We start from the raw sequence: 20,200 nt of genomic DNA on the forward strand, positions 1-20,200 counted from the left end.
CAGAGCCGGTTTTGAACGGATGAACCCGTCACGCCCCTTTATCATGCGACCTGTCGCGACCGCCCTCCTGATGGTGGCGATCGTGCTGGCGGGGCTTGTGGGCTTCAAGCTCCTGCCGCTGTCGGCTCTGCCGGAGGTCGACTATCCCACCATCCAGGTCACCACCCTCTATCCGGGCGGCAGCCCGGAGGTGATGGCCCAGACGGTCACGGGCCCGCTGGAAAAGAACTTCGGCCAGATGTCGGGCCTGGAGCGGATGACCTCGGTCTCCTCCGCCGGCGCCTCGGTGATCACCCTGCAGTTCGACCTGAAGCAGACCCTCGACGTGGCCGAGCAAGAGGTCCAGGCGGCGATCAACGGCGCGACCGCGCTGCTCCCCGCCGACCTGCCGGCTCCGCCGATCTACGCCAAGGTGAACCCGGCCGACGCCCCAGTGCTGACGCTCGCGGCCACCTCGAACACCATGCCGCTCACCGACGTGCAGAACGTCGTCTACACACGGCTGGCGCAGAAGATCAGCCAGGTCTCGGGCGTGGGCCTGGTGACGCTCTCCGGCGGCCAGCGGCCGGCCGTACGCGTCCAGATCAACACCGACGCCCTGGCCGCCTACGGCCTGACGCTCACCACGGTGCGCAGCGCCATCAGTGCGGCCAACGCCAACGCGCCGAAGGGCAGCTTCGAGGGCCCGACCCGCAGCTACACCATCAACGCCGACGACCAGCTGGCCGACGTCGACGACTACAAGAACCTGATCATCGCCACCCGCAACGGCGCCTCGGTGCGCATGTCCGACGTGGCGAACGTCATCCAGGGGCCCGAGAACAACCAGCTCGGCGCCTGGTCCGGCAAGACCCCGGCGATCATCGTCAACGTCCAGCGCCAGCCTGGCGCCAACGTCATCAAGACCGTCGACGCCATCAAGAGCCAGCTGCCTGAGCTCACCGCCGCCCTGCCGCCGGGGATCAATGTCACGGTGCTGTCCGACCGCACCACCGGCATTCGCGCCTCCGTCAGCGATGTGGAGATGGAGCTGCTGCTGGCCATCGTGCTGGTGGTGCTGGTGATCTTCTTCTTCCTGCACTCGATCCGCGCCACGATCATCGCCGGCCTGGCGGTGCCCATCTCGCTGATCGGCACCTGCGGGGTGACCTACCTGCTGGGCTTCAGCCTCAACAACCTGAGCCTCATGGCGCTGACCATCGCCACCGGCTTCGTCGTCGACGACGCCATCGTGATGCTGGAGAACATCTCCCGCCACGTGGAGGACGGCGAGCCGCCGTTCGAGGCGGCGCTGAACGGCGCCAAGCAGATCGGCTTCACGATCATCAGCCTGACGGTCTCGTTGCTGGCCGTGCTGATCCCGCTCTTGTTCATGGGCGACGTGGTGGGCCGCCTGTTCCGCGAGTTCGCCATCACGCTCGCCATCACCATCCTGATCTCAGCGGTGGTCTCGCTGACCCTCACGCCGATGATGGCGGCCCGCTGGATGAAGGGCGACGAGCACCACGCCAAGCCCGGCAGCTTCGGCGAGAAGACCCAGGCCTGGTTCGACCGGGTGATCGACCGCTACGACGGGGGCCTCAAGTGGGTCCTGGACCATCAGGCCGCGACCCTGATCGTCGCGGTCGCCACCTTCCTGCTGACGGTCGTGCTCTACATCGTCATCCCCAAGGGGCTGTTCCCCGTGCAGGACACCGGCCAGCTGCAGGCGCGCATCCAGGCGTCGGAAACCGTGTCCTACCAAAAGATGGTGCAGTTGCAGGGCCAGGTGGTGAGCCTGGTGATGCAGGATCCGGCGGTGGAGAACGTCTCGTCCTTCGTGGGCGTCGACGGCGCCACCAACGCGACGCTGAACTCGGGCGAACTGCTGATCAACCTGAAGGAAAGCCACGGCTCGCAAGCCAAGGTCATGCAGCGCCTGCGCGACGCCGCCGCCAAGGTGCCCGGCGTGCAGCTCTACATGCAGCCGACGCAGGACCTGACCGTCGACGCCGAGTCCGGCCCGACCCAGTACCGCGTCTCCATCGAGGGCGCGAACACCCAGGAGGTCGACGACTGGTCGGTGAAGCTCACCCAGGCGCTGGCTTCGGAAAAGGAGCTGGCGCACGTCACCACCGACGCCGCCGACAAGGGTCTGTCCGCCTACGTCGACGTGGACCGCGACACCGCCGCGCGGTTGGGCATCACGCCGGCCGCCGTGGACGATTCCCTCTACTCGGCCTTCGGCCAGCGGATCGTCTCGAACATCTACACCGAGACCAACCAGTACCGGGTGATCCTGGAAGCTCAGCAGAGCGACTCCACGCCCCAGGGCCTGGCGGGGGTCCAGCTGCAATCCACCGGCGGCTCGACGCCGCTCTCGGCCGTCGCCAGCATCAAGCAGACCACCGCGCCTCTGCAAGTGCGCCACGTGGCCCAGTTCCCGGCCGCCAACGTCGGCTTCGATACCGCCGGCGGGAGCTCGCTGGGCAGCGCCGTCGCCGACATCCGCAAGGTGGCCGACAAGATCGGCAAGCCGGCCGGCATCACCATGACCTTCCTGGGCGCGGCGGGCGCTTACGAGAACTCGTTGAACAACGAGCTGTGGCTGATCCTGGCCGCGGTGGTCTGCGTCTACATCGTTCTGGGTGTGCTCTATGAGAGCTACATCCACCCGCTGACCATCCTGTCGACCCTGCCCTCGGCCGGCGTCGGCGCCCTCCTGGCGCTGATGTTCACCGGCAGCGACCTGGGCGTGATCGGCATCATCGGCATCATCCTGCTGATCGGCATCGTGAAGAAGAACGCGATCATGATGATCGACTTCGCCCTCGACGCCGAACGCGAGCAGGGGATGAGCCCGCGCGACGCCATCCACCAGGCCGCCCTGCTCCGCTTCCGCCCGATCCTGATGACCACCATGGCGGCCCTGTTCGCCGCGGTGCCGCTGATGCTGGGCCTGGGCGAAGGCGCGGAGCTGCGCCGGCCGCTGGGCGTCGCCATCTTCGGTGGCCTGATCGTCAGCCAGCTGCTGACCATCTTCACCACGCCGGTGGTCTACCTGGCCTTCGACCGACTGGCGCCGAAGAAGACCAAGACCGGCGCCGCCGAGGGTGAGCCGCCGCTGCCAGAGCCGGCCGAATGAACCTCTCGGCCCCGTTCATCAAGCGGCCGATCGCCACGATCCTGCTGACCATCGGCCTGGCGCTCTCAGGCGTGGCCGGATTCCTGGTGCTGCCGGTGGCGCCGCTGCCGATGGTCGACCTGCCGGTGATCAGCGTCTCGGCCAGCCTGCCCGGCGCCAGCCCGGTCACCATGGCCGCGGACGTCGCCACGCCGCTGGAACGGCGCCTCGGCAGCATCGCTGGCGTCAACGAGATCACCTCGCAGAGCTCGGTCGGCCGCACGCAGATCGTCCTGCAGTTCGACATCTCCAAGAACATCGACGCCGCCGCCCGCGCGGTGCAGGCGGGCATCAACGCCGCCCGCGGCGATCTGCAGGTGCCGCTGCCGCAGAACCCGACCTACAACAAGGTCAACCCTGCCGGCCAGCCGGTGATGATCCTGGCGCTGACCTCCGAGACCCGGACCCCCGGCCAGATCTACGACACGGTGAACAACATCGTGGCGCAGCGGCTGAGCCAGGTGACCGGCGTCGGCCAGGTGGAGATCGGCGGCAGCTCGCAGCCGGCGGTGCGGGTAGAACTCTCGCCCTTCGCCCTGAACAAGTTCGGGATCAGCCTCGAGGACGTGCGCACCGCCATCCAGTCGGCCAACGCCAACCGGCCCAAGGGCATGTTGCAGGATGAGGACGGCCAGAGGTTCGAGATCTACACCTCCACCGGCGGGGTCAAGGCGTCCGACTACGCGCCCCTGATCATCGCCTACCGCAACGGCGATCCGGTGCGGCTGTCTGACGTCGCGAGCGTGGTCGACAGCGTGCAGACCCTGCGCACGCTCGGCCTCTACAACGGCAAGCCGGCGATCGTCGTCCTGATCACCCAGCAGCCGTCGGCCAATGTCATCGCCGTGGTGGATTCCGTGCGGAAGGTCCTGCCCCTGCTGCAGGCCCAGCTGCCGGCCGACGTGAAGGTCCAGGTGGCCTCGGATTCCACCACCAGCATCCGCGCCTCGTTGCGGGAAATCGAGATCACGCTCGCCATCGCCATCGCCCTGGTGGTGCTGGTGGTCAGCATCTTCCTGCGGCGGTGGAAGGCCACCCTCATCCCGGCGGTGGCCACCGTGGTGTCTCTCCTGGGCACCTTCGGGATCATGTACCTGCTGGGCTTCTCGCTGAACAACATCAGCCTGATGGCGCTGACCGTGGCCTCGGGCTTCGTGGTCGACGACGCCATCGTGGTGCTGGAGAACACCAACCGGCTGATCGAAGGCGGCATGGGCCGTCTCGAAGCCGCCCTCGCCGGCGCGCAGCAGGTGGGCTTCACGGTTTTGTCCATGAGCATCTCGCTGGTGGCGGTGTTCATCCCGCTGCTGTTCATGGGCGGCCAGGTTGGCGCGCTGTTCAAGGAGTTCGCCGTGACGCTCTCGGGCGCGGTGCTGATCTCCCTGGTGATCTCGCTGACCACCACGCCGATGATGTGCGCCTATCTGCTTCGGTCCAAGGACGAGGAGAAGCCGGAGGGCCGGGTCGGCCGCTTCCTGCGCGATGGCGTGGCCTGGCTGCACAGGAGCTATGAGCACAGCCTGGACTTCGCCCTGTCGGCCAAGCCGCTGATGATGCTGATCCTGGCGGTGATCGTCTGCCTGAACGTCTACCTCTACATGGCCATCCCCAAGGGCTTCTTCCCTGTCCAGGACTCCGGGCGGCTCAACGGCGGCCTCCGCGCCGACCAGTCGATCTCGTCCGACCAGATGGGCAACAAGATGAAGCAGGTGGTCGCGATCCTCATGAAGGACCCGGCGGTGCAGACCGTGGTGGGCTTCACCAACAGCGGACGCGCCGGCGGCGGCTTCCTGTCAGTGGACCTGAAGCCCCGCGGCCAGCGCAAGGACGGCGGCGCCGCGGTGGTCGCCCGCCTGCGGCCCCAGCTCGCCAAGGTGACCGGCCTGACGGTCTTCCTGAACCCGCAGCAGGACTTCCGGGCGGGCGGGCGTCAGTCCAACGCCACCTACCAGTACACGCTGAAGGCGGACAACGCGAAGGACCTGAAGGAGTGGGCGCAGAAGCTGAATGACGCCATGGCGGTGCGCACCGACGTCATGACCGACGTCAACACCGACCAGCAGGACAACGGCGTCGAGGCCTATGTGGACGTCGACCACGACACGGCCTCGCGTCTGGGCGTCAACCTGACCGACGTGGACAACGCCCTCTACGACAGCTTCGGCGAGCGCCAGGTGGCCAACATCTACGAGGACCTCAACACCTACACCGTGGTGATGGAGAACGCTCCGCAATACACCCTGAGCCCGGAGGCGCTGGACTACATCTATGTGCCGGCCAGCTCGCCGGTGGTCGTGGCCAAGCCCGCGGCCGCCACCGCGACACTGACCGCCGCCCAGGTGGCCGCCGCCAACGCCGCCGCCACCCAGGCCAGCGCCAGCACCACCGGCTTTGCGTCCGCCTCGGGCGGCTCCAGCGGGGCCAACGGCGCGGCCCAGACGCAGGCCGCCAACCCGGGCGTCCGCAACCCCGGCACCGGCAGCGCGCTGAACACCGCGGTGCGCACCATGGTGCCGTTGTCGGCCATCGCCCATTTCCGCAACCGCGCGACGCCGGCGGCGATCAACCACCAGGACACGGAGCTGGCGACCACCGTCTCGTTCAACCAGCCCGACGGCGTCTCGCTCAGCGACGCCCAGGCCGCCATCGCCCAGGCCGAGGCCGACATCCACATGCCGGTGAACGTGCGCGGCGCCTTCGCCGGCACCGCCAAGGGCTTCACCGACACGCTGAAGCAGGAGCCGGTGCTGATCCTGGCCGCCCTGATCGCGATCTACATCGTGCTCGGCATCCTCTACGAGAGCCTGATCCACCCGCTGACCGTGCTTTCCACCCTGCCGTCGGCGGGCTTCGGCGCGCTGCTGATGCTGATGATCTGCAAGATGGAGTTCTCGATCATCGCCCTCATCGGCATCTTCCTGCTGATCGGCCTGGTGAAGAAGAACGCCATCATGATCATCGACTTCGCGCTGGACGGTCAGCGCAGCCGCGGGCTCTCCGCCACCGAGGCGGTACGCGAGGCCTGCCTGCTGCGCTTCCGCCCGATCCTGATGACCACCCTGGCGGCCGGCCTCGGCGCCCTGCCCCTGGCCATCGGCTTCGGCGAAGGCTCCGAACTGCGCCAGCCGCTGGGCGTCGCCATCATCGGCGGCCTGATCGCCAGCCAACTGCTCACCCTCCTGACCACTCCGGTGGTCTTCGTCTACATTGACCGGTTGCGGCGTCATCGCGACGAACGCCACCTCAGCCGCACTGGCGGCGAAGGCCAGGTCCAGCCCGTATGATCAACACCCGTATCCGTCTTTCCCTCGTCCTCATGACGTCAGCCGCGCTTGCCGGCTGTGCGGTGGGGCCTAACTATGTGCGGCCCACGGCCCCGCTGTCGCAGACCTTCAAGGAGGGCGAAGGCGGCTGGTCGCCGGCTGCGCCCGCCGACACCCTCGATCGGGGCGACTGGTGGAGCGTGTTCGGCGACCCCGTGCTCAACGAGCTGGAATCCAAGATCCAGATCTCCAACCAGAACGTCGTGGCCGCCGAGGCCGCCTACCGCGAGGCGCGCGCGGCGGTGGCCGAGCAGAAGTCGCAGCTGTTCCCGACCGTCGCCATCGACGGCAGCGGCACCCGCTCCGGGACTGGCGGCGGCGGCGGCGCCGGCACGGTGATCACCGGGGCCGGCGGCAGCACGGTCATCGCCGGCGGCTCCAACAAAGCCACCACCCAGTACCGGGTGAGCGGCGACGCCAGCTGGACGCCGGATGTCTGGGGGAAAATCCGCCGTTCGATCGAAAGCGCCAAGTCCACCGCCCAGGCGACCGGCGCGGACCTGGAGGCCGCCAAGCTGTCGGCCCAGGGCGAACTCGCCACCGACTACTTCGGCCTGCGTTCCGCCGACGAAGAGCTGAATATCGACCGCGCCACCGTGGTCGCCTATGCGCGCTCGCTGACCATCACCCAGAACCGCTACACCGTGGGCACCACGGTGCGCAGCGACGTCTACCAGGCCCAGACCCAGCTCAAGAACGCCGAGTCCGCCCTGGCCGGCGTCGAACAGCAGCGGGCCACCTTCGAGCACGCCATCGCCGTCCTGACCGGCGCGCCGCCGGGAGACTTCACGATCAAGCCCGACAAGTGGGTCGAGACTGTGCCTCCGGTGCCCGCCGTGGTGCCCTCGGCGATCCTGCAGCGGCGCCCGGACATCGCCGGCGCGGAGCGGCGCGTGCAGGCGGCCAACGCCCAGATCGGCGTTCAGGTGGCGGCCTACTATCCGGACATCAGCCTGACCGGCTCCTACGGCTTCGCCGCCTCCGAGCTGGGCAGCCTGTTCAACAGCGCCAACTCGCTGTGGAGCTATGGCGCCTCCTTCGCCGAGACGGTGTTCGACGCAGGTTCGCGCCGCGCCCTGGTCAACGAGGCCAAGGCCACCCACGACCAGACCGTGGCCCAGTACCGCGAGACAGTGCTGGAGGCGCTGCAGAACGTCGAAGACGAGCTGGCCGCGACCCGGGTGCTGGCCAAGCAGGCCGACCTGCTGCACGAGGCGTCGGCGGCCGCCGACGCCGCCGAGAAGATCTTCCTGAACCAGTACCAGTCCGGGACCGTCGACTACACCGACGTCGTCACCGCCGAGACCGCGGCCTACACCGCCCGCATCGCCGTGGTGCAGAACGCGGCGCAGCGGCAGACGACGGCGGTGGCGCTGATCCAGGCTCTGGGCGGCGGCTGGAAGACCACCACCGACCCGAAGCTCAGCAAGTAGGTTCGCGCTAGAGCTTCTCGCTGATCTTGATCGCCGCGCGGCAGCCCGCGCCGATCACCGCCGAGAGCAGGCCATAGGCGGGCGCCTCGCGCGCGCCCTCCTCCACGGCCAGGTCGCGGTGCGCCAGCTCTTCGTCGCGGAACTTGGCGAGTTCGGCGGCCAGCGTCGGGTCGCGCTCGGCCAGTTCGGCGATCTGGCCGGCGTAGTGGTCCTCGATCACCGTCTCGACCGCCTCGGTGCAGGCGTGCGCGGCCTTGTCGCCCATCAGCGCCGTGCCGGCGCCCAGGGCGAAGGCCGCCAGCCGCCAGACCGGCGCCAGCGCCGTGGGCCGCACCTGGCGTTCGGTCAGCAGCTTGTCGAAGCGCGCCAGATGCTCGGCCTCCTGCGCCTCCATGTGGGCGAGCTGGCCGGCGATGCGCTCATGGCCCGCCGCCTCGCCCAGCACCGCGCGCTGGCCGCGGTAGATGGCGACGGCGGCCATCTCGCCGGCATGGTCGACGCGCAGGATCTCCGCCAGCCGCGCCGCGCCGGCCCCGCGCCCAGGCTTCGGCGGAATGGGCTTGGGCGGAATGGGCTCTTCCCCGCTCACGCCTTGCGCCGTTCGCCGAGCGCCGCCGCGGCGCTGAGCCCCGTCAGGACCAGCGAGGCGATGGTGTTCCAGCCCCCCATGGAGAGGCCCAGGAAGATCCAGGCCGGATGGTCGCAGGCGGGCATCTTCACCGGCCCGCCGGCCAGCAGGTCCTTGAGCGCCGACATATCGACCTTGCCGACGCCGGTGCAGCTCTCCGGCCCCGGCCACCACTTCCACTCGACGCCGGCGTGGTAGCCGGCGATCCCGGCGCCGGCCAGGAAGATCAGGGCGAGCAGCCAGCAGCTGGCTTCCCGCCAGCGCGGTCCGCCCGGCAGGCGCACCAGCACCATGGCGATCGCGGCCACTCCGATGGCCACCCAGTAGACGGTCCGCTGCTTCAGGCAGAGCTCACACGGGTTCATGCCGCCGAAGGTCTGGAAGGCGTGCGCCACGCCCAGCATGGCGGCTGAAGCCAGGAGGGCGACGAGGCGCCAGCGGTCGAGGAAGGGTCGCAGCAGGGTCTGCATCCGCCGATCTATAGCGCGGCTGTCCCGCGCGGGCCTAGTGGGCGAACTTCAGCAGCATGATGAGCGCCACCACGGCCACGGCCGCGGCGCTGGCCACCAGGGCCAGGCGCTTTTCGACAAAGGCGCGGATCGGCTCGCCGTAGATCTTCAGCAGCAGGGCCTCGCCGCCGAACCGCAGGCCCCGCACCAGCACCGAGACCGCCAGGAAGACCCCGAAGTTCAGGTTCATCATCCCTGACGCGATGGCCGTCAGCTTGTAGGGGATCGGCACCGCGATCAGCAGGGCGCCCCAGTGGGAATACCAGGCCGCGAACCGGTCGAAGTCCCCGCCGGTCAGCGACAGGATCCAGCGGCCCACCGGCTGCAGGAAGTGGCCCACCGCATAGCCGCACGACCCGCCGGCCAGGGAGCAGATGAGCGTGATCGCCGCATAGCGCATCGCCCGGTCGCGCCGGCCCAGCACCACCGGCATCAAGAGCACGTCAGGCGGGATCGGGAAGAACAGGCCCTCGCAGAAGGCCAGGAGCCCCAGCGCCAGCGGCGCCTGCGGCCGGGCGGCCAGCGACATCACCCAGTCATAGGTTTTACGGAGCATGCGGGTCCCGAGCGGCGGCCTGTCGCGTTCAGCTATCAGGCGTCACGAGTCTTGTCTTCCGCTTCCCCGAAACTAGTTACATATGATACGAACTGGCCGACAGGAGACTTCACCATGACCGTGCAATCGAAGCCCCAGGACGCCACCCACACCGGCGACCTCTTCGACAACCCGCTGGGCACCGACGGATTCGAGTTCGTCGAGTTCACCTCGCCGGAGCCGGAGCGGCTGAAGGACCTGTTCGAGAAGATGGGCTTCACCGCGGTCTCGAAGCACCGCTCGAAGAACGTGCTGCGCTTACGCCAGGGCGACATCAACTTCATCCTGAACATGGAGCCGTCCGGCCAGGCCGCCGACTTCCGCGCCGTCCACGGCCCCTCGGCCAACGCCATGGCCTTCCGGGTGCGCGATGCGGCCAAGGCGCTGAAGCTGGCGGTCGAGCGCGGCGCCAGGGCCGTCGCCGGCCCGGTCGGTCCGATGGAGCTGAACATCCCGGCCATCGAGGGGATCGGCGGCTCGAACCTCTACCTTGTCGACCGCTATGGCGCGCAGGAGATCTATGACGTCGACTTCGTCCCCATCGAAGGCGCCGCCGAGGCGGAGGCCGCCAACGCCGTCGGCCTCACCTACCTCGACCACCTGACCCATAACGTCCACCGCGGCCAGATGGGAACCTGGGCGGAATTCTACGAGCGCATTTTCAATTTCCGCGAGATCCGCTACTTCGACATCGAGGGCAAGCAGACCGCCCTGGTCTCCAAGGCCATGACCAGCCCGGACGGCAAGATCCGCATCCCGCTGAACGAGAGCCAGGACGAGCACTCGCAGATCGAGGAGTTCCTCAAGGATTACAAGGGCGAGGGCATCCAGCACGTGGCCCTGGGCACGGGCGACATCTACGAGTCGGTCGAGACCATGCGCGACCGTGGCGTGCGCTTCCAGGACACCATCGACGCCTATTTCGAGGGGATCGAGGCCCGCGTCCCCGGCCACGGCGAGGACGTCCAGCGCCTGCAGGCCGACAAGATCCTGGTCGACGGCGCGCCCACCGAGGGTCAGGGCCTGCTGTTGCAGATCTTCACCGAGAACATGATCGGCCCGATCTTCTTCGAGCTGATCCAGCGCAAGGGCAACGAGGGGTTCGGCGAGGGCAACTTCAAGGCGCTCTTCGAATCCATCGAACTGGACCAGATGCGCCGCGGCGTGCTTCCGCCTAAGTAAGGGGCATGACCCAAACGAACTGGTCCCTGGTTGTCCACGGCGGCTCCGGCGTGATCGACCGCGCCGACCTGACGCCCGAGCAGGACCGGGCCTATCGCGGCGTGTTGGCCCAGGCGGCCGAGGCCGGCGCGGCGGTGCTGCGGGCCGGCGGCGCAGCGCTGGATGCCGTTGAGGCCGCCATCCACGTCCTGGAAGATGACCCGCTGTTCAACGCCGGGCGCGGAGCGGTCTTCACCGCCGAGGGCTGCAATGAGCTCGACGCGGCGATCATGGACGGGGCGACGCTGGAGGCCGGCGCGGTGGCCGGCGTCACCCACGTGCGCAACCCGATCTCGGCGGCGCGCAAGGTGATGGAGCGCTCGCCGCACGTCCTCCTGATCGGCCGCGGCGCCGACGCCTTCGCCGAGGCGCAAGGGCTGACGCCGGTCGACTCGTCCTACTTCTTCGTCGAGACCCGCTGGCGCGCGCTGGAGACCCAGCTCCGCCGCGAGGGCCGCCCGGTCCCGCAACGCCCCGCCGGCGCCGACCGCGACGAACGCCACGCCGCCCTGGCCCACGACGAAGGCAAGCGCGGCACCGTCGGCTGCGTCGCCCGCGATAGCCGCGGCCATGTGGCGGCGGGCACCTCCACCGGCGGGGTCACCGCCAAGTCCTGGGGCCGGGTGGGCGACTCGCCGCTGATCGGCGCCGGCACCTATGCGTCCGACGCCTCGGCCGCCATCTCCGGCACCGGCGAGGGCGAGTACTTCATCCGCCTTTCCGTCGCGCGCGCCATCGCCGCCCTGGTGGAGCTGAAGGGCCTCGGCCTGCAGGCGGCGGTGGACCAGGTGGTGCAGACCGAGCTCACTGGCCTGGGCGGCGTCGGCGGGGTGATCGCGGTCGCCCCGGACGGCCAGACGGCCTGGGGCTTCAACACTTCCGGCATGTACCGTGCGCGGCTCGCCAGCGACCAGCCGCTGGAGGTGGCGATCTATAAGGACGAACCCTGATGGCCAACCGCAACTGGATCCCCGTCCGTGGCGCGCAGGGCGACCACTCGCGCCAGGCCCACGCCGACATGCCGGCCGGCACCTATGAGCGGGAGATCTCCAAGGAAGGCTTCTTCGGCCCGGCGGCCTTCATCCACCACAAGCGCCCGCCCACCAGCTGGAGCCATTTCGAAGGCCCGCTGCGCCCGCGCGCCTTCGACCTGGCCGCGCTGAACGCCGCCGAGCCCAGCCCCTGGGCGGCGGGCAAGGTGCTCTACAACTCCGCCGTCGAGATCCGTTTCTGGAAGCTCGCCCAGGCCATGCCGGCGCTCGCCCGCAACGCCGACGGCGACCAGCTTCTGTTCGTCCACCAGGGGACCGGCGACCTCTTCTGCGACTATGGCCATCTGGCCTATCGGGCGGGCGACTACCTCTACCTGCCGCGCGGGACCATGTGGCGGCTCACCCCCGCCGAGCCCACCGCCATCCTGATGATCCAGGCGACCAACACCCACTTCGGCCTGCCGGACAAGGGCCTCCTGGGCGGTCACGCCCTGTTCGACCCGGCCATGCTGGAGACGCCATCGATCGACGACGCCTTCCAGGCCCACCAGAACGAGGCCGGCGAGTTCCGGGTGGAGATCAAGAAGCGCGGCGCGGTCTCCACCGTCACCTACGGCTACAATCCGCTGGATGCGGTGGGCTGGCACGGCGATCTTGCGCCCGTGCGGCTGAACGTGGCGGACCTCAGGCCCGTCTCCAGTCACCGCTACCACCTGCCGCCCAGCGTCCACACCACCTTCCTGAGCGACCGCTTCGTGGTCTGCACCTTCGCGCCGCGGCCCTTCGAGACCGACCCGGGCGCGCTGAAGGTGCCCTTCTTCCACAACAACGACGACTTCGACGAAGTCCTCTTCTACCATGCCGGAAACTTCTTCAGCCGCGACCATATCGAGGCCGGGATGATGACCTTCCACCCGAGCGGTTTCACTCACGGGCCGCACCCCAAGGCGCTGAAGAACATGCTGAGCCAGCCTAAGCCCGCCACCGACGAATACGCCGTGATGATCGACTCACGCGATCCGCTGGAGGTGGGCGAGGCCGCGGCCAGCGTCGAGAACCCCGCCTACGTCGACAGCTGGAAAAGCTAGGTTGAGCTACGAGGCCGACCTCGAAGCGGCGGCGCGCGAGGAGCTGGAGCGGGCCTGCACGCTTGGCTGGACCCAGCTCTCGGCCCTGACCCCCTGGGGCGACACCTATGAAGGCTTCACGCCCGAGGGCCGCGCGGTGACCTTCGAACGCGGCTACCTGTGGGCTCGGGAACCGGGCGGCGATATCCATGTGGAGATCAGCGTCTACGAGCCGCACGACTACGAAGAGGGCGTGACCGTCGGCCACACCCTCGCCAAAGAGACCGCCGCCGGAACGGGCGCATGAGGAGGACCGCGTGAAGCTCGCATCCCTGAAAGGCGGCCGCGACGGGCGGCTGGTGGTGGTCTCCAACGACCTCGCCTGGTTCACCGAGGCGCACCACATCGCGCCCACCCTGCAGGCGGCCATGGACCACTGGGCCGGCGTCGAGCCCGTGCTGCGCGGCCTGGCCGAGAGCCTGGAGCTGGGCGCCGTGCCGCGCGACCGCTTCCATGAGCACGCGGCGGCGAGCCCCTTGCCGCGCGCCTATCAGTGGGCGGACGGTTCGGCCTATGTGAACCACGTGGCCTTGGTGCGCCAGGCGCGCGGGGCAGAGATGCCCGACAGCTTCTGGACCGATCCCCTGATGTACCAGGGCGGCTCCGACGGCTTCCTGGGCCCCCGCGACCCCATCCCGCTCGCCGACCCCGCCTGGGGGTGCGACCTGGAGGGCGAGGTCGCGGTGATCACCGGCGACGTGCCGCAGGGCGCGAGCCGCGAGCAGGCGCTCTCCGCCATCCGCCTCGTCATGCTGTGCAATGACGTTTCCCTGCGCAACCTGATCCCCGGCGAACTGGCCAAGAGCTTCGGCTTCTTCCAGTCCAAGCCGGCGTCGGCCTTCTCGCCCGTCGCGGTGACGCCCGACGCCCTGCCCGGCTGGTCGGACGGCAAGCTGCACGGGGCGCTGTCGGTGGAGCTGAACGGTCAGCCGCTGGGCGAGGCCGACGCCGGCGTCGACATGACCTTCGACTTCGCGGCCCTGATCGCCCACGCCGCCAAGACCCGCAGCCTGGCCGCCGGCTCCATCGTGGGCTCCGGCACCGTCTCCAACCGCGGCCCCGACGGCGGCCCCGGCAAACCGATCGCCGAGGGCGGCGTCGGTTACAGCTGCCTGGCCGAGGTGCGCACCGTCGAGACCCTCAGCCTCGGCGCGCCCAAGACCCCGTTCCTGGCGGCCGGTGACGTCGTCCGTATCGAGATGCGCGACGCCAAGCGCCACTCGATCTTCGGCGCCATCGAGCAGACGGTGGCCGCCGAATGACCCCGGAAGGCGGCGAGCGGGGCCCGGCGGACGAGGCCGACGAGCTGAAACTCGACGCCTACCTGCCCTACCGCCTGTCGGTGGCGTCCAACGCCGTCTCGGGCCTGATCGCCCGGGCCTACCAGGACCGCTTCGGCCTGACGGTGCCGCAATGGCGGCTGATCTGCGTCCTGGCCGAGGACGGCGGCCTGACCCAGGGCCAGATCGTCGCGCGCACGGTGATGGACAAGGTGACGGTGAGCCGCGCGGCCCAGGGCCTTCTGAACCGGCATCTGATCGCGCGCTCCGACCACCACGCCGACGGCCGCAGCCACGTGCTGGCGCTCACCAAAGAGGGCGCGGGACTGCATGCGGAGATCTCGCCCCTGGCGCTGGCCTATGAGGCGGCGCTGATCTCGGGCCTGACCCCGGAGGACGTGGCCCTGCTGAAACGGCTCCTGACTCGGTTGCAGCAGGCGGCCGGCCAGCTCGCCGGCGAAGAGCCCGCCTCAGCCAGCCTGCGCTAGGGTGTCAAACGGTCGGCGAACGCCGACGCACCAGGCCTCGCCCGAGGGATAGCGGGCCCGGCCCGCCCAGGACCAGAGCGGCGATCGCCGCCAGATAGAGCAAGTCGGTCTCGTAGCCCGGCTGCCCGAAGTGCGCGCCCGCGGCGGTGACGGACTGAAGCTTGATGGAGCTGAAGCCGTTCGGCAGGTGGACCGTGACAATGGCCACCAGGAGGACCGCGGCCATGGGAACGGCCGCCAACGGAATGAAGGCGCCTATCAGCACCAGGAGGCCTCCGACCAGCTCCACGAGGATCGTCAGCCAACCCATCAACGCCGGCGCCGGAACACCGAGGGCGTGCAGGATGTCGGCGAAATGCTCCGGGCCGTGCGCAAGCTTGGCGTAGCCATGCTCCATGAACCCATAGCCGACGATGAGCCGCAGCGGGATCGTCCACCATCGCGAGACGGGCTGCTGGGAAAAGCCGGCGTCGGCAAGGCGGAGAAGCGGAAAACCCATGCTCCCCATTCGGCGCGCCGGCGCCGGACGTTACAGGCCCGGCGGCTTTCCGTCGGTCTAGTGGGCGTATTCCGGCTGGCGCACGCCCCAGCGGTGCGAGCCTTCGCCGAACGGCAGGTGGAAGCCGTAGGTCGCCCGGCGGCGCTCGTCGCGCCAGTTCTGCTCGAAGGACAGGATCACCGCCTCCTGCAGGTCCTCGGGGATCTGGCGGGCGTCGTGACCCATGTGCTTGGCGATCTGTTCGATGACGACGGCGCGGTGCGCCTCGCCGCCCAGCGAGAGCAGGGCTTCGCGCACCCGCTTGGCCAGGGTCTGGTTGCCACGCACCGGCTTTTTGCCTGCGTCTGCGGTTTCAATGGTCATCGTGATCGCCCCATGCGGATTCTGCACCCGCATACCGTGCGTCCACTGCGTTTAGCGCCGGGTTAAGGGCCAGGTTGAATGGCCGGTTAAAACGCAAGGCTAGGTTTAGCCCCTAGCCCAGCCCGCAGACGCGGGCGACCTGGTAGACGATCAGGGCGGCCAGATAGGCCAGGCCGGTCATGTAGACCAGCATCACCGCCGGCCAGAGCCAGGAGTTGGTCTCGCGCTTCACCACCCCGATGGTAGAGGCGCACTGCGGGGCGAAGACGTACCAGGCCAGGAACGCCAGGCCCGTGGCGATCGACCAGTGGTGCTGCAGCGTCGTGGCCAGCGCGCCCGGCGAGGCGTCGGCGTTGCCGATGGCGTAGACGGTGCCCAGCGCCGCCACCGCCACCTCCCGCGCCGCGAAGCCGGGGATCAGGGCCACGGTCATCTGCCAGTTGAAGCCGATGGGCGCGAGCAAGGGCTGCAAGAGGTGACCGATCCGCCCGGCAAGGCTGTAGTTGATCGCCGGGTCCGTCGCCCCCGCCGGCGCGCCGGGGAAGGACGACAGGAACCAGACCAGGATCATCATCGGGAAAATGATCGTGCCCGCGCGGGTCAGGAAGATCTTGCCGCGCAGGTAGAGGCTGCGGAGCACGTTCACCGGATCGGGCGTCTTGTAGGCCGGCAGCTCCATCAGGAAGGGCTCGACCGCTCCGCGCCAAAAGATCCGCCGCGTCACGAACGAGACCGCCAGCGCGCTCAGGATCCCCGCCGCATAGAGGCCGAACATGACGAGGCCCGGCAGGCTCAGCACGCCGAGCACGGAGCGGTTCGGGATGAAGGCCGAGATGATCAGGGTGTAGACCGGGATGCGCGCCGAGCAGGTCATCAAGGGCGCCACCATGATGGTGGTCAGCCGGTCGCGTTTGTTGTCGATCACCCGGGCCGACATGATCCCCGGGATGGCGCAGGCGAAGCTGGACAGCAGCGGGATGAAGGCGCGGCCATGCAGGCCGGCGCCGCCCATGATCCGGTCCATCAGGAAGGCCGCGCGGGCCATGTAGCCGAAGTCCTCGAGCAGGATGATGAAGAAGAACAGCACCAGGATCTGCGGCAGGAAGACGATCACCGAGCCCACGCCGGAGATCAGGCCATCGGTCAGGAAGCTGGTCAAAAGCCCCGCCGGCAGGTGGTGCGCCACGAAGGCGCCCAAGAGGGTGAAGCCGTCGGTCATGGCGTCGCCGGCCGCCTTCGACCAGGTGAACACCGCCTGGAACATCACGAACAGCAGGGTGAGCAGGATGGCCAGGCCCGCCACCGGATGCAGCAACACGCTATCCACCTTGCCGGTGAAGGTGTCGGGGAACTCCGGCGCGCGGACGTGGGCCTTTAGGATGCGCTGGGCCTCGCGGTGGGCGTCGCGGATCTCGCCGGCGTCCGGCTCATGCCAGGTGTTGTCCCCCGCCAGCGCGCCCTTGGCGATCAGGCCGTCCACCTGGGCCAGCAAGTCGTCGATGCCGCGCTTGCGGGTGGCGACCGTGGCGACGATCGGGCAGCCGATGTCGCGGGCGAGGCCGTCCAGGTCGATCCGCAGGCCCTGCCGCTGGGCGATGTCGTACATGTTCAGCGCCAGGACCATCGGCCGGCCCACCGCCTTCAGCTCCAGGATCAGCCGCAGCACCAGGCGCAGGTTGGTGGCGTCGGCCACGCAGATCAGCACATCGGGCGCGCTTTCGCCGGCCAGCTTGCCCAGCACGGCGTCGCGGGTGACCACCTCGTCGGGGCTGCGGGCGCGCAGGGAGTAAGTGCCCGGCAGGTCGAGGACCGACAGGCTGCGCCCCGAGGCGGTGGCGACGCGGCCCTCCTTCCGCTCGACGGTGACGCCGGCGTAGTTGGCCACCTTCTGGCGGCTGCCGGTCAGCGCGTTGAACAGCGCCGTCTTGCCGGAGTTGGGATTGCCGACCAGGGCCACGCGGGACATGGGCAGGGCGGCGCCGGAGTCCACCCCTTGGAGCATCGCGACGTCGTTCATCGCGGGTCCAGCAAGACCCAGATGTCCGCCGCGTCGCGCCGGCGAAGACCGATGCGCATGTCGTCCAGCCGCACCGCGATGGGATCGCGCCAGATCGCGCCCTCGTGCAGCACCGCGACGCGCGCGCCCTCCACGAAGCCGAATTCCAGCAGGCGGCGCTGCAGCTCGTCGACATCGACCCCGTGGTCGCCCGACAGGCCGGCCGCGCGCACCTCGACGATGATCCCCTTGTCGCCCGGCCGCGCGCCGCTCAAGCGCACCGCCCCCGCCAGCGACGGGGCCGCGGCGCCCTGAACAGCGTCAGGCCCCTGCGGCTCGGCGAGCATGTCGTGCATGGGCGGGGTTTCCGTGGACGCGAACTTACTTGCGACTGATTATCAGTTTGGGTCGCAACTGTCGATGCGCAAGGACGCGGGCCGCCTGGAGCCTGCGCGGCTTGCGGGTAAGGGCTGGCGATTGCTATTCAGGCCCCCGCTGCCCCAGTGGCGAAATGGTAGACGCGGTAGACTCAAAATCTATTGCCGAGAGGCGTGCTGGTTCGAGTCCGGCCTGGGGCACCACTTGAAGCCGCGCTGGGCGCAGCTGTTGAAGGCGCCATCGCTGTCGACCCGCCGCGAAGGATGCGTGGCGCCGCGAGGCCGCATAGCGGTACAAGCCTCCAACCTGGGCGTCCAAGACCCGAAGCGTCACACGCGGCAGGTTAAACTCGGTTGGCCGTTGGAGGCTGGCGACCTCCAACCCATCCCAAGCCACCCCGGCAGGAGCGAGAGACATGAGCACCATCACCACCAAGGACGGCGTGCAGATCTTCTACAAGGATTGGGGCGAGGGGCAGCCGATCGTCTTCAGCCATGGCTGGCCGCTCAGCGCGGACGACTGGGACACCCAGATGATGTTCTTCCTGCTGCACGGCTACCGGGTCATCGCTCATGACCGGCGCGGCCACGGCCGCTCGAGCCAGGTCGCCGACGGGCACGACATGGACCACTACGCCGACGACTTGGCGGCGGTCACCGCGCATCTGGACCTGAAGGATGCGGTCCACGTCGGCCACTCCACCGGCGGCGGCGAGGTTGTCCGCTACATCGCCCGCCACGGCGAGAGCCGGGTGGCGAAGGCCGTGCTGATCAGCTCGGTCCCGCCGCTGATGCTCAAGACCGGCGCCAACCCGGGCGGCCTGCCGAAGGAGGTGTTCGACGGCCTTCAGGAACAGGTGGCCACCAACCGCGCCCAGTTCTACCGCGACCTGCCGGCCGGCCCCTTCTACGGCTTCAACCGGCCCGGCGCGGCGGCTGAGGAAGGCGTCATCCAGAACTGGTGGCGCCAGGGGATGATGGGCGGCGCCAAGGCCCACTACGACGGCATCGTCGCCTTCTCGCAGACCGACTTCACCGAGGATCTGAAGAAGATCACCGTGCCGGTCCTGGTGATGCACGGCGACGACGACCAGATCGTGCCATACGCCGACTCCGGCCCGCTCTCGGCCAAGCTCGTGCAGAACGGCACGCTGAAGACCTACAAGGGCTTCCCGCACGGCATGCCGACCACGGAAGCCGCGACCATCAACGCCGACCTCCTGGCCTTCATCCAAAGCTGACCGGCCGCCGGCCGCCCTCGCCGTCTGCCGGAGGCGGCCGGTTCCGCGTCAGGCCGTCGCCGGCGCGTCCTCGAGGACGCGGGATGGCGCTTCCGCCGTCGCCGGCTCCGGCTTGATCAGGGACTGGATCTTCGCCGCGTCGGCCGGGGTCGCGGGGTTGTAGACCACCATGCTGAGGTCCGGCCGGCCGTCGACCGCGAAGGCGGAATATTCGAAGGCCAAGGGGCCCAGCAGCGGGTGGCGGATCTGCTTGACGCCTTCGCCGTGGCTGCGGACGTCGTTGTCGCGCCACATGGCCTTGAACTCCGGGCTGAGCCGGCTGAGCTCCTCGACCAGGGGCTCGACCTCCGCCGCCGCCCCCGCCCGCGCCGCGTCCACCCGGAAGGCGCTGACCACGAACCGCGCGGTGCGCTCCCAGTCGTACTGCACCTCGCGGGTGCGCGGATCGAGGAAGATGAAGCGCAGGATGTTGCGCTGGTCCGGGGGCAACGATCCGTAGTCGACGAGCATCACCGTCGAGGCGCGGTTCCAGGCGACCACGTCCCAGGTCGCGGTGCGGATCAGCGCCGGCGTCGGCTCCAGCGCGTCGAGCACCCGTTGCAGCCTGGGCGTGACGCCCTCGTCCCGGGAGTAGCGCGCCTCGGGCGGCCGGCCGAGGCCGAGCAGGAAGAGATGCTCCCGCTCGAGCTCCGTGAGCATCAGGGCCGCGGCGATGCGGTCGAGCACGTCGGCGGAGGGCGAGCCGCCGCGCCCCTGCTCGAGCCAGGTGTACCAGGTCGGGCTGATGTTGGCGCGCTGGGCGACCTCCTCGCGGCGCAGGCCGGCGGTGCGGCGGCGCTGCGGCGGAAAGCCGAAGGCGGCGGGATCTAGTCTCGCCCGGCGGTCCTTCAGATAGGTCCCGAGCGGGTTTTCCGGCGCGAGGTCTTCGCTCATCCTGTTACCCATTATACCCCGATACGATCACT

The 20,200-nt window shown here is 69.2% G+C and carries 18 protein-coding genes and 1 tRNA gene; 11 read left to right on the top strand and 8 right to left on the bottom strand.

Translation table 11 applies throughout. From position 1 onward, the window contains the following. Window positions 1-43 precede the first annotated feature (43 nt). From E8A49_RS02010 to E8A49_RS02020, 3 genes are read left to right on the top strand one after another with little or no spacing between them, the layout of a single operon-like run. Window positions 44-3,124: an efflux RND transporter permease subunit gene (locus E8A49_RS02010; RefSeq protein ID WP_293375822.1), complete on the top strand. Its 3,081-nt coding sequence runs from the start codon at window positions 44-46 to the stop codon at window positions 3,122-3,124. Continuing rightward, window positions 3,121-6,447 carry an efflux RND transporter permease subunit gene (locus E8A49_RS02015; RefSeq protein WP_293375824.1) on the top strand — a complete coding sequence of 1,109 codons (3,327 nt, stop codon included), beginning with the start codon at window positions 3,121-3,123 and terminating at the stop codon, window positions 6,445-6,447. The genes E8A49_RS02010 and E8A49_RS02015 overlap by 4 nt, the downstream gene beginning before the upstream one ends. Before the next feature lie 32 nt (window positions 6,448-6,479). Next, a complete protein-coding gene (locus E8A49_RS02020) occupies window positions 6,480-7,919 on the top strand; it encodes an efflux transporter outer membrane subunit (protein ID WP_293376255.1) in 1,440 nt (479 codons plus the stop codon). 7 nt (window positions 7,920-7,926) lie between these two features. Here the strand turns inward: E8A49_RS02020 and E8A49_RS02025 are convergent, their stop codons facing one another. Genes E8A49_RS02025 through E8A49_RS02035 form a run of 3 tightly spaced genes read right to left on the bottom strand, consistent with a single transcriptional unit; the run spans window position 7,927 to window position 9,612 of the window. After that, the gene (locus E8A49_RS02025; RefSeq protein ID WP_293375826.1) at window positions 7,927-8,508 is read right to left on the bottom strand and encodes a demethoxyubiquinone hydroxylase family protein; all 582 of its coding nucleotides are present in this window, start codon (window positions 8,506-8,508) and stop codon (window positions 7,927-7,929) included. Then, window positions 8,505-9,017, bottom strand: coding sequence for a disulfide bond formation protein B (locus E8A49_RS02030; RefSeq protein ID WP_293375828.1), 513 nt, complete (start codon window positions 9,015-9,017; stop codon window positions 8,505-8,507). The genes E8A49_RS02025 and E8A49_RS02030 overlap by 4 nt, the downstream gene beginning before the upstream one ends. A 34-nt stretch (window positions 9,018-9,051) precedes the next feature. Continuing rightward, a complete protein-coding gene (locus tag E8A49_RS02035) occupies window positions 9,052-9,612 on the bottom strand; it encodes a DedA family protein (protein ID WP_293375830.1) in 561 nt (186 codons plus the stop codon). Between the two features lie 114 nt (window positions 9,613-9,726). On the opposite strand from E8A49_RS02035, the gene hppD reads away from it, so the two are divergent. From hppD to E8A49_RS02065, 6 genes are read left to right on the top strand one after another with little or no spacing between them, the layout of a single operon-like run. Next, window positions 9,727-10,833, top strand: coding sequence for a 4-hydroxyphenylpyruvate dioxygenase (gene hppD / locus E8A49_RS02040; RefSeq protein WP_293375832.1), 1,107 nt, complete (start codon window positions 9,727-9,729; stop codon window positions 10,831-10,833). 5 nt (window positions 10,834-10,838) lie between these two features. Continuing rightward, window positions 10,839-11,822: an isoaspartyl peptidase/L-asparaginase family protein gene (locus tag E8A49_RS02045; protein ID WP_293375834.1), complete on the top strand. Its 984-nt coding sequence runs from the start codon at window positions 10,839-10,841 to the stop codon at window positions 11,820-11,822. Continuing rightward, window positions 11,822-12,952 (top strand): homogentisate 1,2-dioxygenase, encoded by a 1,131-nt coding sequence (locus E8A49_RS02050; RefSeq protein WP_293375836.1) that lies wholly within the window; start codon window positions 11,822-11,824, stop codon window positions 12,950-12,952. The genes E8A49_RS02045 and E8A49_RS02050 overlap by 1 nt, the downstream gene beginning before the upstream one ends. Before the next feature lies 1 nt (window position 12,953). After that, complete coding sequence (locus E8A49_RS02055) at window positions 12,954-13,238, top strand: hypothetical protein (RefSeq protein ID WP_293375838.1); 285 nt, start codon at window positions 12,954-12,956, stop codon at window positions 13,236-13,238. Between the two features lie 10 nt (window positions 13,239-13,248). Next, window positions 13,249-14,253 (top strand): fumarylacetoacetate hydrolase family protein, encoded by a 1,005-nt coding sequence (locus E8A49_RS02060; protein ID WP_293375840.1) that lies wholly within the window; start codon window positions 13,249-13,251, stop codon window positions 14,251-14,253. After that, window positions 14,250-14,759, top strand: coding sequence for a MarR family winged helix-turn-helix transcriptional regulator (locus tag E8A49_RS02065; RefSeq protein ID WP_293375842.1), 510 nt, complete (start codon window positions 14,250-14,252; stop codon window positions 14,757-14,759). The genes E8A49_RS02060 and E8A49_RS02065 overlap by 4 nt, the downstream gene beginning before the upstream one ends. Window positions 14,760-14,763: 4 nt before the next feature. On the opposite strand, the gene E8A49_RS02070 is transcribed toward E8A49_RS02065, so the two are convergent. The 4 genes from E8A49_RS02070 to E8A49_RS02085 form a co-directional block, all read right to left on the bottom strand. Continuing rightward, on the bottom strand, window positions 14,764-15,258 hold the full coding sequence (locus E8A49_RS02070) for a DoxX family protein (RefSeq protein ID WP_293375844.1): 495 nt from the start codon (window positions 15,256-15,258) through the stop codon (window positions 14,764-14,766). 57 nt (window positions 15,259-15,315) lie between these two features. Next, complete coding sequence (locus tag E8A49_RS02075; RefSeq protein WP_293375846.1) at window positions 15,316-15,621, bottom strand: hypothetical protein; 306 nt, start codon at window positions 15,619-15,621, stop codon at window positions 15,316-15,318. Between the two features lie 112 nt (window positions 15,622-15,733). Further along, entirely contained in the window at window positions 15,734-17,638 is a 1,905-nt protein-coding gene (locus E8A49_RS02080) for a ferrous iron transporter B (RefSeq protein WP_293375848.1), read from the bottom strand. Continuing rightward, on the bottom strand, window positions 17,635-17,973 hold the full coding sequence (locus tag E8A49_RS02085; protein WP_293375850.1) for a FeoA family protein: 339 nt from the start codon (window positions 17,971-17,973) through the stop codon (window positions 17,635-17,637). The genes E8A49_RS02080 and E8A49_RS02085 overlap by 4 nt, the downstream gene beginning before the upstream one ends. A gap of 141 nt (window positions 17,974-18,114) precedes the next feature. On the opposite strand from E8A49_RS02085, the gene E8A49_RS02090 reads away from it, so the two are divergent. Continuing rightward, window positions 18,115-18,198 (top strand) — tRNA-Leu (locus E8A49_RS02090). A 212-nt stretch (window positions 18,199-18,410) separates the two neighbouring features. Continuing rightward, window positions 18,411-19,235 carry an alpha/beta hydrolase gene (locus E8A49_RS02095; protein ID WP_293375852.1) on the top strand — a complete coding sequence of 275 codons (825 nt, stop codon included), beginning with the start codon at window positions 18,411-18,413 and terminating at the stop codon, window positions 19,233-19,235. 48 nt (window positions 19,236-19,283) lie between these two features. Here the strand turns inward: E8A49_RS02095 and E8A49_RS02100 are convergent, their stop codons facing one another. Then, entirely contained in the window at window positions 19,284-20,168 is an 885-nt protein-coding gene (locus tag E8A49_RS02100) for a helix-turn-helix transcriptional regulator (RefSeq protein ID WP_293375854.1), read from the bottom strand. Window positions 20,169-20,200: the final 32 nt, after the last annotated feature.

Origin of the sequence: Phenylobacterium sp., from assembly GCF_004799515.1 — a bacterium.
Classification (GTDB): domain Bacteria; phylum Pseudomonadota; class Alphaproteobacteria; order Caulobacterales; family Caulobacteraceae; genus Phenylobacterium.